This window comes from Spiractinospora alimapuensis, assembly GCF_018437505.1.
Classification (GTDB): domain Bacteria; phylum Actinomycetota; class Actinomycetes; order Streptosporangiales; family Streptosporangiaceae; genus Spiractinospora; species Spiractinospora alimapuensis.
Genome location: NZ_CP072467.1, coordinates 1,549,413 through 1,562,892, shown reverse-complemented (window position 1 = coordinate 1,562,892; position 13,480 = coordinate 1,549,413). Strand labels below are relative to the sequence as shown.

Below are 13,480 nucleotides of genomic sequence, written 5' to 3'. Positions count from 1 at the left end.
GGGCTCCGTCACGCCGCGCGACACGTGTCCCCGCACCCGGTCGTCGCCGCGTCCAGGGCGCCACGAGAGGTGCGGGGAGATGGCACGGAGCGGAACATCGTGAGGGAGACGGATGCGAGCGCAGGCACTCTGGCTGACGGCACCTCGGACGTGCGAGATCCGTCCGGTGTCGGTCCCACCGCCCACCACGGACGAGGTCCTGGTGCGCACGAGGTTCTCCGCGGTGAGCCGCGGCACCGAGACGCTGGTCTTCCATGGTCTGGTCCCCGCGAGCCAGCGCGAGGTGATGCGGTGCCCGTTCCAGGAGGGCGAGTTCCCTGGCCCGGTCAAGTACGGCTACCTCAGTGTTGGTGTGGTTGAGCGCGGGCCGGACGCGCTCGTGGGGCGCGACGTCTTCTGCCTCTACCCTCACCAGACGCGTTACACCGTTCCCCGCCACGCGGTCCTCCCAGTGCCCGAGAACGTGCCGGCCCACCGTGCCGTGCTCGCGGGAACGGTGGAGACCGCGGTGAACGCGTTGTGGGACGGGGCGCCGCGGCTCGGCGACCGCGTCGCGGTTGTGGGCGCCGGCATGGTGGGCTGCTGTGTCGCACGCCTGCTCGCGCGGATCCCTGGTGTCGACATCGAGCTGGTCGACGTCGATCCGTCCCGCGCCGCGACGGCCGAGGCGATGGGAGCACGATTCGCGCCCCCCGACGAGGCGACCCGTGGCTGTGACCTGGTGGTGCACACCAGCGGCACCGGCGCGGGACTGGAGACGTCCTTGCGCCTCCTCGCCGCCGACCGGGAGGTCCTGGAGCTGAGCTGGTACGGGACGGCGGGTGTCCAGGCGGCGCTGGGGGAGGAGTTCCATTCCCGCCGTCTGGGACTCCGGGCCAGCCAGGTGGGCACCGTCGCACCCGCGCGGAGTTCGACCCGCACCGCGAACGACCGCCGTGCCCTGGCTCTCCGCCTGCTCGCCGACCCGGCGTTCGACGCGCTCTTCTCCGGCGAGAGCGCGTTCGCGGAGTTGCCCGCGGTCATGGCGCGGATCGCCGGCCCAACACCGCCACCCGGCGGGCACCCCTCGGCGGCACCACCCGACGTGGACGCCGCGGCGACGCTCTGCCACCGCATCGTCTATCCCTCGACGTAACCCACAGGAGTCACCATGTTCGCGCTCACCGTTCGCGACCACATGATGGTCGCCCACAGTTTCCACGGCGAGACCTTCGGCCCCGCGCGAGGGCTCCACGGCGCGACCTTCATCGTGGACGCGACCTTTCGGCGTGAGGAACTCGACCGGGACAACCTGGTCGTGGACATCGGTCGGGCGTCCGCGGCCCTGACCGAAATCCTCGCCGCGCTCAACTACCGCAACCTGGACGAGGATCCCGCCTTCAGGGGCGTGAACACGACCACGGAGTATCTCGCCCGCGTCGTCGCCGACCGGATGGCCGAGCGGGTCCACAGCGGAGCCCTCGGCGAGGAGGCACGCGGACTCGTCGGGCTCACCGTCACCCTGCACGAGTCGCACGTCGCGTGGGCGAGCTACGAGCGGGCCCTGTGAGACCCCAGCCACCGCCAGTCCTGGTCCTCCCTGGACGTGGACGATCCTTCGTTCCCCAGCGGCGGCAACGTCTACGACCGGCGGGTGTGCGACGAGCTTCGGCGACGCGGGCTCAGCGTCCAGGAGGCGGCGGTCGCGGGGCCCTGGCCGTGTCCGGACGACGACGCGCGGGCCCGACTCGACGAGACGCTCGGCTCCGTCGCGGACGGTGCCACGGTCCTGATGGACGGCCTCGTGGCCTGCGGGACCCCAGGGGTCGTGCTGCCCCACACGAGACGGCTGCGGATCGCCGTGCTGGTGCATCTCCCACTCGCGGAGGAGACGGGACTGGCTCCCGAGGAGGCGAGACGGCGTGACGCTCGCGAGCGTCGAGTCCTGCGCGCCGTGCCGACGGTCGTCGCCACGAGCCAGTGGGCGGCGGAGCATCTGCGTGCCCGCCACCTCCTCCCCGAGTCCCGGATCCACGTCGCCGCGCCCGGCACCGATCCTGCCCCCGTGGCCGCGGGAACCACCACGGGGACGCGGCTCGTCTGCGTCGCCGCGCTGACCCCACGAAAGGGGCAGGACACGCTGATCGCGGCCCTCGCGCGGCTGCGGGACCTGGACTGGGAGTGCCTGCTGGTCGGACCGGACGAGCGCGATGCCCGGTTCGCCGACGCGCTGCGGTCCACGATTCGTCGCTCGGCGCTCACCGATCGGGTCCGTCTCCTCGGTCCGAGGTCCGCCACCGAGCTCGCCGAGATCTACCACCACACCGATCTCGCAGTGCTTCCGTCGCACACCGAGACCTACGCGATGGTGGTGACCGAGGCGCTGGCCCGCGCGATTCCGGTGCTCACGACGACCGGAGGGGCGCTACCGAACACCCTCGGCGAGGTTACCGAGGGCGGAGTTCCGGGGATTCTAGTGCCGCCGGGCGAGGTCGGCGCGCTGACCAGCGCCTTGCGGATGTGGTTGACAGAAGTGGACACGCGGCGGCGGCTGCGTCGGGCGGCGACGTCGCGGCGGACCACGCTGAGCGGATGGGGGGAGACCGCGCGATGCATGGTGGCAGCGTTGGAGCGGACACGTGCGGGGTGAGTACGGGTGAGTTCCCGCCCGACTGGCTGGCGGCCCGGGAGGTGGCCGACGGCGCTGCGCGGGCCCGCTCCCTGCTGGAGCCCCTCGCCACCCACCTCGCCCAACATTCGGGGCCGCTGGAGATCCACGACATCGGCGCTGGCACGGGGTCCATGCGGCGCTGGCTCGCCCGAAGGTTGCCCGGACCACAGCACTGGGTGCTGCACGACAGCGACCCCCGACTCCTCGCGGAGGCGAGCCGGGACGCCCCCGGCGACGAGTCCTCGGTCTGTGCCGACGGCAGCCCCGTCACCGTGGAGACCTGGCGCGGCGACCTCACGCGGCTGGAGGCCGGGGACTTCGCCGGCGCCGCTCTCGTCACCGGGTCGGCGGTGCTCGACCTGCTGACCCACGGGGAGGTGGCCGCCCTCGCCCGAGCCTGCGCCGCCGCGCGGTGCGCGGTGCTGTGGAGCCTCAGTGTGACCGGCCGGGTCGAGCTCACCCCGCCGCACGCCCTGGACTCCACATTCGCGGCGGCGTTCGACGCCCACCAACGACGCACCACCGCGGGACGCACCCTCCTTGGCCCTGACGCGCCGCTCGTCGCGGCACGAGCCCTCCAGGGTCACGGCCTGACCGTCCTCCGCCGTCCCAGCCCGTGGAATCTGGGAAACGGTGACCACATACTCCTGTCGCAGTGGCTCCACGGCTGGGTCGGAGCCGCCCTGGACCAGTGTCCTCGCCTGATCCCGCCCAGTCGCGACTACCTCAGCCAGAGAATGCACGCCATCCGGCAGGGCACCCTCCGGGCGGTGATCGACCACGAGGACCTGCTGGCTCTGCCCACGGAGCGCGGGTGAATCCGGGGCGGCCCACGCGGATACCCGTGGCCTACCCCATCGGCCCACGGGGCGACGTGGTGCGGTTCCCCGTGGCGGGACGGGGAACCGGGCACCGTCACCGCTTCCGAGAGACCGAAGCCCACGCCGCGTCGGCGAGAGCACCGACCGACGCGGTCGGCGGACGTTCCTCGAACGAGCGCGGAATGGGTGTCGACGTGCTGACGGCGCCTCTCTCGTGCGGGAGTACCGCTGCCGCGTGGGGGACCAGGCCCGGAACCGGTCGACGGACGGCTCCTGGGACGTGGGCGTGTGACGCGTTCCGATTCCTCGCGGAGAACCCGGAACGCCCAACCGGTCCCGCACCCGCACGGCCGGAGCAGTGTCGAAACCCAGGATCAGGTCGAGGAGGACCGCGTGGGGCGCGCTGGTGGACCGAGCCCTCGATCCGGCGGCGGTCCTCCGGCAACCCTTTGTTGATCTACAACGTAAAGATGACTGTTCTCTTGGTTGACGCGATCGGAGACGCATGAGGGAGATCCGCTTCTCCAGCGTCGGTCTGTCGGGGATTGCTCGTGCACTCCGAAGTCGGTCGCCGCGCGACGGTGCGGCAACGTTGTTCGTCCGGTCCTGGCCCGTGGGGCTGGGAAGTGTTTTTGCGGGTTTTCGGATGAGGGAGAGGGCGTCGCCGCTACGGGGGCGGCTCCGTGACGACGCCCGAGCGGGGGCTCGGGCGTCGTCACGCAGGACGATCCGTGCGGGGCGTCCTGGTCGGCTGTTCGAGAGGATCGACGCGGCGATCGCCGTCCTGACGGTCACGAGCTCCGAACGCCCCCGACAGCGCCTCCAGAGAGACACAGCACGGAAGGAACACGACCAGGTTGTGATCGACTACGAGGCCGTGACGGTCCCGGGGAGTGGTGGCCGGACGGTGTTCGCGGCGCCACCATTCGAGCGAGGGCGGTGGACCAGTCGTGACGCCGCCGGCCGTCGAGTAAGAAGGCGGCGCGGAGCGTCGCCTCGACGGTGGTGTGGAGCGCGCCGTGCGGTGTGCCGAGCGCTACGGACCTGGCCCAGCTCCGCCTTGGGGTACTCGGGGTTCCCGGGCGGCGGGGTGGGTCGAGAGTGTGTTCGGTCGTTGGACCGTGGCGCGCGGGTCGGCGCGATGGACGTGGATGGGTCGTGGCCGCCCAACGAACGGGGAACGGACGGGGGCGTGGGTGTTGTGGGCTCGCTCCACCGCGGATCGAGAGGCTCCTTCCGGCCGGATGTCGTCGGGAAGCGGCGAGCCGCTTCCCCGGTGGTGTCGTGACGATGCCGTGGCGGCGGGTCATTCGGGTCGGCGGCGGTCTGGCCGTACTCGGGGCGTTGGCGTGGCAGGTCCGACCACATGCCGCCGTCGCCGCCTTGGCCGCGGTGGACCTGAGGGCCGTGGTGGCCGCGTTGGGGATCGGGCTGGCCACGACCGTGTTGTGTGCGTGGAGGTGGCGCGTCGTCGCGGCCGCGGTAGGGGTGCCACTCCCGATGCGGGTCGCGGTCGCGGACTACTACCGTGCCGTGTTCCTCAACGCCGTACTGCCGGCCGGAGTACTCGGTGACGTGCACCGGGCGGCGTGTCACGGCCGGGAGTCCGGGGCGTACGGCCCGGCGGCCCGCGCGGTGGTGCTGGAGCGGGTCGCCGGACAGGCGGTGCTACTGGTGGTCGGTGCGACGGTCCTGCTCGTCCTGCCGTTCTCCCTCGCCCAGCTCACCTCGAGCGCTCTCCCCGCCCTCGCTCTCGGCGCGACGGCGGTCGCCGTCCTGACGTTCCTCGTTCTCAGTCTCGTGCGCTCGCCGGTACGCCACCTGGAGTGGTGGGGGAGAGCACGCCACCAGACGCGCGTCGCCCTGGCCGACGCGCGCGTCGCGCTGTTCGGGCGCCGTACCGGCCCCATCGTGCTCTTCCTGTCGGTCGCGGCCATTGGGGGACACGTCGCGCTGTTCCTGGTCGCGGCGGGGGTGGCCACCCCGCGGACCCCGGCGTCGTTCGTGCTGCCGATCGCGGTCCTGGCGTTGGTGGCGATGTCGATCCCGGTGAACGTCGCCGGCTGGGGGCCGCGGGAGGCCGCGGCGGTCCTCGCCTTCGGCGCGGTCGGTCTCGCCCCGGAGCTCGGGTTCGCGACCGCGGTCACCTACGGCGCCTTGGCGTTCGTCGCGAGTCTCCCCGGGCTGGGTGTCCTACTGTTCCGGCGCGTGCTCACCCGGAACCGGGGATGTGACACCCAGCGCGGTGAGGTGGCCGGAGAAGGACCGGACCAGGTCTCCCAGCACGAGGCGGCCCTTGTTGGCCGAGGCGAGTGAGGGACGCCCGACGACTCCGGAGGCGCTGTAGGCGGCGAGGCCACGAGTGAGCAGATGCGGTCGGTCCCCGGTGAGTTCGTCGCGGGCCTCGAACCCGCGCGCCACCACGTCGGGGCGTGCGTGCAGGAGGAGTGACGTCTCCAGTTCCCCGGCGTGCATGTCGACCTCGCCCGAGGTCTCCACCCCGGCCGTGCGCCGTGCGGCCTCCCACTCGGCGACACCGGGGAACAGCGCCATGCGGCCGGATGACTCCTGTACCACGTTGCCCAGGACGTAGTTTCCCCCGTGGCCGTTCACGAGGACCAGTCGTGACGTCCCCGCCCGGCGGAGGGAAGCGGCGATGTCGGAGACGAGCGCGGACAGCGTGGTCGCGGAGATGCTCACCGTGCCGGGCCAGGCGTCGTGCTCGTGCGAACAGGAGTAGGCGATCGGGGGCAGCAGACGAACGGAATAGGCCCGCGCGAGCTCCTCGGCGACGGTGGTGGCGATCAGCGTGTCGGTGTCCAGCGGAAGGTGTGGACCGTGTTGTTCCTGGCTGCCCACCGGCAACAGCGCGACCTCGGGCCCCGCCGGGCGGCTTCCCGGTTCTCGCGTCACGTTCACCCATCCAATCTAGCGGCCGCGTCCGGACGGCCGGAGGGCGAGCGCTGTCGGTGGGGAGAGAAGCGACCCCAGCCGCGCCTGGGGTCCGACATGCGTCAGCCGGGGAGCACCGCCACGCGAGGTGGACGGTGCGTCTCGGCGTGGCCGATCGCGCGGTCGATCTCCGTGAGGGGAAACCGTGGACCGACGAGCGACGCGAACGGGTAAGTGGCGTGCGAACGTTCGAGGAAGGCAACCGCCTGCACGAGGTCGTGTGTCGTGTAGTTGTGTGTACCGCGAACGGTGAGCAGCCGACGCACGATGTCCTCCGCGTGGAGCGCCACGGGGGCGCTGGGGGAGACGGATCCCACCAGCCGCAGGGTGCCTCCGATCGCCAACAGGGCGACCGAGTCGGCCACGGCCGCGGAGCTGCCCGAGAGCTCGATCACGAGGTCGGCGCCCTCGCCGCCGGTGTGGTCGGCGACGGTCGTGAACAACTCGTCCGGCGACACGGCGGCGGTCGCACCGAAGCTCCCGGCGTGCGCGCGGCGGTCCTCGTCGGTGTCGCAGGCCACGATCGTCTCCACGCCGCGCTCGTGCAGCCAGGCGACGGCGGTGAGTCCGAGCATGCCGCATCCCTGGACCACCGCGGCGCGCACCACCCCCTTGCGGACGTCGGCCAGCGCGTTGGCAACGGTGCTCGTCGCGCAGTTGGCGGGCGCCGCCACCAGGTCCGGGATCTCCGCCGGCACCACGACGACGCCGGTGTCCGGGAGCAGGTGGCAGTGGGTGGCCAGGCCACCATTGAGGAACCAGCGCGGCGAGACCGCCTCGTGCCCGTACTTGCGCACCCCGACGCACTTCTGGCCCATGCCACGGGAACACCGGGGGCAGGTGCCACAGGCGGTACCGATGGTCCAGGTGACCCGGGTGCCAAGGGTCAGCGATCGCCCGTCGTGCGCCGTGGCGTTCGCCCCCGCCGCGACGATCTCACCGACCGCCTCGTGACCCAGGATCGTGGGTGTGGGAACCTCCCGGTCGCCGCGGAGGCTGTGCAGGTCGCTGCCACAGATGGTCGCGGCCCGAACCCGGACCACGGCCTCGCGGGACTCCGGAACGGGAATCGGGACCTCGCGCTGCTGGAAACCGTCGGAGTGTCCGTACCAGACGGCGGCGTGTGCGTTCTGACGACCCGACAACAACGATCAACTCCCTCGAAAGCGGGAAACATGGCTCCTGGAATTCGAATTCCCGACCACCGGTTGGTGGCGCCATTCACACGTCCGGCGCGATCGTGAATTGATCACGTGGGTCCGAACGTGTCGACAGCGCCCGCGTCCAGGATTTCGTCGAGGGATTTCCGTAGCGTGGCGCCACGATGGCCGCGGTGTGTCCACGACGTGTCCAGCCTGTTCCATGGGATTCGTCCTCTTCTTCGGTTCTAGCATCCAGGTGTTCATGGTGGAACTCCGCGAAATCCTATGCGGCCCATAAGTGAACGATTATGTGCGCCGATGCCCATAGGGTTTCGCTATCGCGGTCATAGCCCGACCATGGGTGCTCAATTCGTGGTGGTCCTGTTAGAACAGAAAACGTGACCCGAGCGCCGCGGATACACGGTGTCCGGTCACGGAGTCTCTCCGAGCAGGAAGGTGTGGAGATGGGTGGCGAACCAGTGACGCTCGCGGGACGGGAGTACCCGTTCCCCGAGACGCCGGTCGTGGCGGTGTGTGTCGACGGAAGCGAGCCCGCGTACCACGAACGAGCGATCGCGGCGGGCCGCATGCCCTATCTGGAGCGGCTCGCCGGTAGCGAGGCAGGGTCGGTGGGGACGGCCACGTCGGCGATGCCATCCTTCACCAACCCCAACAACATCTCCATTGCCACCGGGGCTCCGCCCGCCGTCCACGGGATCTGCGGCAACTATTTCTATGACGCCGAGCGAGGAGAGGAGGTGATGATGAACAGTCCGGAGCTGCTTCGTAGCCCCACGCTGTTCGCCGCGTTCTCCCGAGTCGGGGCGAGGGTGGCCGTGGTCACCGCGAAGGACAAGCTGCGCCGGCTCCTCGGGGCGGGGCTCCGCGACGGCGTGTGTTTCTCCGCCGAGCACGCCTCCCGGGCCAGCCTCGCCGAGAACGGTGTCGAGCGGGTCCTCGACCTTGTCGGCCTGCCCCAGCCGGAGGTCTACAGTGCGGACCTCAGCGAGTTCGTGCTGGCGGCCGGTGTCCGGCTCATGGAGCGGGACCGGCCCGACCTCGTCTACCTGTCGTTGACCGACTACATCCAGCACAAGCACGCCCCCGGCTCACCGGTCGCCAACGACTTCTACGCCATGCTCGACGGCTACCTCCAGGAGCTCGACGCCCTGGGCGTGGTGTTGGTGGTGACGGGGGACCACGGGATGAACCGCAAGTCCGACGCGGAGGGGCGGCCCAACGTGGTCTACGCCCAACGGCTCTTGGACGAGGCCCTGGGGGAGGGGCGAAGCAGGGTCGTCCTCCCCATCACCGACCCCTACACCGTGCACCACGGGGCGCTTGGTTCGTTCGCCACCATCCATCTTCCCGAGCCGGGTGACGTCGCGGCGGCGCGGTCGGTCCTGGCGTCGACGCCGGGGGTCGCCGAGGTCCTCGGTCGGGCAGAGGCGGCCGCGGCCTTCGAGCTCCCCCCGGACCGCATCGGGGAGCTCGTGGCGCTCGCGGAGCGGGACACCGTCATCGGTACCGCGGAGGATCGCCATGACCTCTCCCAACTCCGCGAACCACTGCGATCCCACGGCGGCCGCACCGAGCAGCGCGTGCCGCTGATCCTGAACCGGCCAATGACGCGCCTGCCGCCGACCCACGAACCGCGGAACTACGACGCGTACTGGCTCGCGCTCAACCACGTCGCGCGTTCCCCCGCGTGATCCGCACGGCGCTGACGAGCCCCTGAAACCTGAGGAGCGACCGGTGGGGACACAGGACCCGACGTCCACGAGGCCAGGCCACACACCTATCCACGGCAACTACCTCGACGGCCGATGGGTACGGCCCGAGAGCGGACAGACCCGCACCAACACCAACCCCGCCGACCCGACCGACGTCATCGGCGCGTTCGCCGAGTCCGGTGGCGCGGACGCCGAACTCGCGGTGACGGCGGCGGCACGGGCGCAGGAGGAGTGGCGCGCTCTTGGCGCCATCGAGCGAGCCCGATACCTGCGCCGAGTCGAGAACGCCCTACGGGAACGACGCGAGGACTTCGCCCAGACGATCACGCGAGAGCAGGGGAAACGACGAGACGAGGCGCGGGGCGAGGTGGATCGGGCGCTGGCCATCCTGGACTTCACCGCCGGTGAGGCGCGCCGGCTGAACGGGGTGACCACCCCCGCCGAGGACCCACGCACCCTGGCGTTCACGTTCCGGCGCGCGCTCGGGGTGACGGCCCTCATCACCCCATGGAACTTCCCTCTCGCGATACCCGTGTGGAAGGTCGCCCCGGCACTGCTCGCCGGCTGCACGGCCGTCCTCAAACCGTCTCCGTTCACCCCACTCACCGCCGCGCGACTCGTCGACCTCTTCCACGAGGCCACCCTGCCCCCCGGCGTGCTCAACCTGGTGCAGGGAGACCGGGCCGCGGGCGAGGCCCTGGTGGAACACCCCACCGTCGCCGGGGTGTCCTTCACCGGGTCCCTCGCCGTCGGAACCGCGATCCAGCGTGCCGGTGCCGGACGCCTTCTGCGGACACAACTCGAGCTTGGCGGTAAGAACGCGGCGATCGTCCTCGCCGACGCCGACCTCGATCTGGCGGTGGACGCGATCGTGCGCGGGGCGTTCGGGCAGGCCGGACAACGATGCAGTGCCACCAGCCGCGCGATCGTCGACACCACGGTGCGTGAGGAGTTCCTCGACAGACTTCGGGACCGTGTGACCCGCCTACGCGTGGGCCCGGGCTCCGACGACGCCACCGACGTCGGCCCGCTGATCACCGCCCAACGTCGCGAGGAGTGCGTCACCGCCATCGACACCGCCCGCGCCGCCGGCGCCCGGGTGCTCTGCGGCGGAGTGGCGGCCGAGATCGACCCGCCCGGGAACTACGTCGAGCCCACAGTCCTGTTCGACGTGCCCGAGGAGAGCGCGATCGCCCAGGAGGAGGTCTTCGGGCCGGTCCTGTCAGTGGTCGACTGCGATGGCTTCGACGACGCCCTTCGCGTCGCCAACGGGGTGCGCTACGGGATGTCCGGCGCTTTGTTCACCAGCGATATTGGTCGGGCTTTCGAGGCTCTTGAGTGGTTCGAGGCGGGGATGCTCCATGTGAATCGTCCTGGTGTCGGGTCCTACGCGCATCTGCCGCACGGGGGCACCAAGATGTCCCAGCACGGTGCGCCTGAGTGCTCGCCCCAGGTGTGGGACTTCTACACGGAATGGCGCTCTGTCTGCGTCACGTACTGATCGATCGGCGCTCACCCCGCCCCGGCCTCGGCGCGCAGCCGCGCCGCCAGAGCGGTGGCGTGGTCGGCAGGGACGGACAGCACACCGTTCTCGCTCATGAGCGCGTGGAACTGTTGCTCCGCGTAGGGCACACCGGGCGGAAGACCGGCGACGTGCCAATGCAGGTGCGCGTTGCCCTGTTGACTCCCGAGGGAGAGCAGGTAGGTGCGTTCGGGGCCCATCACCCGTTCGACGGCCAGAGCCACCGTCCGGACGAACGACATCAACTCCAGGTACGCCGACTCCTCGAGGTCGCGGACGACGTGCTCGACGTGTGCCTTGGGGGCGACCAGGACTTTCCCCGGAACCGTCGGCCAGCGATCGAGGAAGGCGACGTGCGACTCGTCCTCGTGGACGGTCTCATGCCGGTACTCCGGGTCACCGGCCACGAAGGAGCAGACGAAGCACGGCCCGTGGCGAGCACGTGCCTCGTACGCCGGAAGATCCATGGGATGACGTCGCATCGCACCTCGGCCTCTCACGATTGGGGCTCACTTGTGCCGATTCCCGCCCGGCGCTCCAGGAATCCTGGTCGGCCGGCCCATCGTCCACGCGTCATCGGTGCGGCACGCGCGGCGCCTACCATTGCATGACATGCGCATTCTCGTGGTGGAGGACGACGACCGGGTGGCGCGGGGCCTGGTCACCGCTCTGACGGCGGCGTCGTTCGACGTGCAGCGGGCCGCAACGGCCGAGCGTGCCCTGAACGCCCCTCCGGCCGACGTGGTGCTGCTCGACCTCGGGTTGCCGGACGCCGACGGGATCGACCTGCTGCGCAGACTCCGGGAGCGACCACAGACCGCGATCATCGCGGTGACCGCGCGCGGGGAGGAACGCGAGCGGGTCCGGGGGTTGCGCGCCGGCGCCGACGACTACGTGGTGAAACCGTTCGGGGTGGCGGAGCTGCTGGCCCGGATCGACGCGGTGTTGCGTCGGACGCGAGCGGCCCGGGCGGAGACGCCGGACGCGGAACCCTCGGTACGGCTCGGCGCGCTGACCTTGGACCCGACGACGCGCGAGGCGCGGGTCAACGGCCTGCCCACCCAACTCACCCGCAAGGAGTTCGACCTGCTCGCACTTCTCGTGCAGCGCGCCCCGGCCGTGGTCGGCCGCGACCACATCCTGGACCAGGTGTGGGGCGCGGCCTGGGAGGCGTCCTCACGCACCCTGGACACACACGTGGCCTCGCTGCGGGCCAAACTCGGCGACGCGGTGCGCTTTCGAACGGTCCGCGGTGTCGGCTACGTCCTCGACCGGGGGTAGACCATGCTGCGTCGGCTCCTCGGCATCCTCATCCCGGTCGCGTTCGTACTGGTCGCAGCGGTCTTCGTCCCGATGGGAGCGATGGTGGCCCAGCAACGGACCCAGGAGATGTACGTCGACCGGCTCGGCGACGCCGGCCGGTTCGCCTCACTGGCCCGAACGGCGCTGGAGACCGACCGCCAGGACGCGCTCGACCAGGAGATGGGCCGCTACGAGGACTTGTACGACATCCCCGCGGTCGTGGTCGCGCCGGACGGTGACGTCGTCGCCGGCTCCGGTCGGGGCGACGTCGACGGCGCCCTGCTCGCGACCGACGTGACCACGGCCCTGGCGGGGGAGCGACCCGCCCCGCCGTCCACGGTCTGGCCGTGGTCGGACGCTCCCCTGGTCATCGCCGACCCCATCGGGCGCGACAGTGAGGTCGTCGGTGCGGTCGTCCTCATCGCACCGACACAGGACCTGGGCCGCGACGTGCTCAGGGCCTGGGGGTGGCTGGCGCTGGCCAGCCTCATCCCGCTGGCGCTCCTGGTCTTCGCCGGACTCCCTCTGTCGCGTTGGGTGCTCCACCCCATCCGCGGCCTGGACGCCGCCACGGAGGCGGTCGCCTCGGGGGACCTGGACGTCCGGGTGGACGCGGAGCGGGGACCGCCGGAACTGCGGCGCCTCACCAACTCCTTCAACACGATGGTGGACGTGGTGCGCACCGCCCTGGAACGGCAACGAGCGTTCGTCTCCGAGGCGTCCCACCAGCTACGCAACCCACTGGCCAGCCTGCGCCTCGCGGTGGAGAACCTCGCCCCCTACCTGTCGACACGGGAGTCGCGCGACGCCCACGCCGTGGCGGTCGAGGAGGCGACGGCGATGCACCGCATGCTGAACTCGTTGCTCGCCGCCACGCGGCTGGAGAGCCTCACCGGGACCGAGACGGTCGAGGTCGCCGAAGTGGTGGCGACCAGGGCCGACCGGTGGCGCGCCCTGGGCGAGGCCCGCGGCGTCGACGTGTCCACGACCGTTCCCACCGGGGTCTCCGTCGTCGCCCCCGCCGGAGGACTGGGCAGCATCCTCGACGAGCTGGTCAGCAACGCCCTCCGACTGTCCGGAGGCGACCGGGTGGAGGTCCGGGTCGAGGTCGGCGACCCCGTCCACATTCGGGTGCTGGACAACGGCACCGGACTGGCGCCGGAACACCGGCAGGCCGCACTGGAGCGCTTCTGGCGTTCCGCCCACCACCAAAACACGGAGGGGAGCGGAATGGGCCTCGCGATCGCCGCGGACCTGGTTCGCGGAGCCAACGGCCAGATCACCCTGGGGGAGGGTTTGGCGGACGACGGGCGGCCGGGGTTCGGGGTCTCCATCGAACTCCCCCTCGCCACGTAGGG

11 protein-coding genes and 1 pseudogene are annotated in these 13,480 nt (G+C 71.1%); 9 read left to right on the top strand and 3 right to left on the bottom strand.

What is annotated here, in order from left to right:
* The first annotated feature begins 112 nt into the window (after window positions 1-112).
* The 5 genes and pseudogenes from J4H86_RS07210 to J4H86_RS07190 all read left to right on the top strand — a co-directional run.
* Entirely contained in the window at window positions 113-1,135 is a 1,023-nt protein-coding gene (locus J4H86_RS07210; protein ID WP_236542733.1) for a zinc-dependent alcohol dehydrogenase, read from the top strand.
* Between the two features lie 15 nt (window positions 1,136-1,150).
* Window positions 1,151-1,549, top strand: a complete 399-nt coding sequence (locus J4H86_RS07205; protein WP_236542732.1) for a 6-pyruvoyl trahydropterin synthase family protein — start codon at window positions 1,151-1,153, stop codon at window positions 1,547-1,549.
* 36 nt (window positions 1,550-1,585) lie between these two features.
* Window positions 1,586-2,629 (top strand): glycosyltransferase family 4 protein, encoded by a 1,044-nt coding sequence (locus J4H86_RS07200; RefSeq protein ID WP_236542731.1) that lies wholly within the window; start codon window positions 1,586-1,588, stop codon window positions 2,627-2,629.
* The gene (locus J4H86_RS07195) at window positions 2,626-3,468 is read left to right on the top strand and encodes a class I SAM-dependent methyltransferase (RefSeq protein WP_236542730.1); all 843 of its coding nucleotides are present in this window, start codon (window positions 2,626-2,628) and stop codon (window positions 3,466-3,468) included. The genes J4H86_RS07200 and J4H86_RS07195 overlap by 4 nt, the downstream gene beginning before the upstream one ends.
* 1,293 nt (window positions 3,469-4,761) lie before the next feature.
* Window positions 4,762-5,595: pseudogene (locus tag J4H86_RS07190) on the top strand (lysylphosphatidylglycerol synthase transmembrane domain-containing protein); the annotation flags it as partial.
* 69 nt (window positions 5,596-5,664) lie between these two features.
* Here the strand turns inward: J4H86_RS07190 and J4H86_RS07185 are convergent.
* Window positions 5,665-6,390 (bottom strand): creatininase family protein, encoded by a 726-nt coding sequence (locus J4H86_RS07185; RefSeq protein ID WP_236542729.1) that lies wholly within the window; start codon window positions 6,388-6,390, stop codon window positions 5,665-5,667.
* 95 nt (window positions 6,391-6,485) lie between these two features.
* Window positions 6,486-7,568, bottom strand: coding sequence for a zinc-binding dehydrogenase (locus tag J4H86_RS07180; protein WP_236542728.1), 1,083 nt, complete (start codon window positions 7,566-7,568; stop codon window positions 6,486-6,488).
* A 461-nt stretch (window positions 7,569-8,029) separates the two neighbouring features.
* Here J4H86_RS07180 and phnA point away from each other — a divergent pair, with 461 nt between their 5' ends.
* Together phnA and J4H86_RS07170 are read left to right on the top strand one after the other, a co-directional pair.
* On the top strand, window positions 8,030-9,277 hold the full coding sequence (gene phnA / locus J4H86_RS07175; RefSeq protein WP_236542727.1) for a phosphonoacetate hydrolase: 1,248 nt from the start codon (window positions 8,030-8,032) through the stop codon (window positions 9,275-9,277).
* Between the two features lie 43 nt (window positions 9,278-9,320).
* Window positions 9,321-10,799, top strand: coding sequence for an aldehyde dehydrogenase family protein (locus J4H86_RS07170; protein ID WP_236542726.1), 1,479 nt, complete (start codon window positions 9,321-9,323; stop codon window positions 10,797-10,799).
* Between the two features lie 11 nt (window positions 10,800-10,810).
* On the opposite strand, the gene J4H86_RS07165 is transcribed toward J4H86_RS07170, so the two are convergent.
* Window positions 10,811-11,287, bottom strand: coding sequence for an HIT family protein (locus tag J4H86_RS07165; protein WP_236542725.1), 477 nt, complete (start codon window positions 11,285-11,287; stop codon window positions 10,811-10,813).
* A gap of 145 nt (window positions 11,288-11,432) precedes the next feature.
* Between J4H86_RS07165 and J4H86_RS07160 the strand changes: the two genes are divergently transcribed.
* Window positions 11,433-12,101 (top strand): response regulator transcription factor, encoded by a 669-nt coding sequence (locus J4H86_RS07160; RefSeq protein ID WP_236542724.1) that lies wholly within the window; start codon window positions 11,433-11,435, stop codon window positions 12,099-12,101.
* Window positions 12,102-12,104: 3 nt separating this feature from the next.
* Complete coding sequence (locus J4H86_RS07155; protein WP_236542723.1) at window positions 12,105-13,478, top strand: sensor histidine kinase; 1,374 nt, start codon at window positions 12,105-12,107, stop codon at window positions 13,476-13,478.
* Window positions 13,479-13,480: the final 2 nt, after the last annotated feature.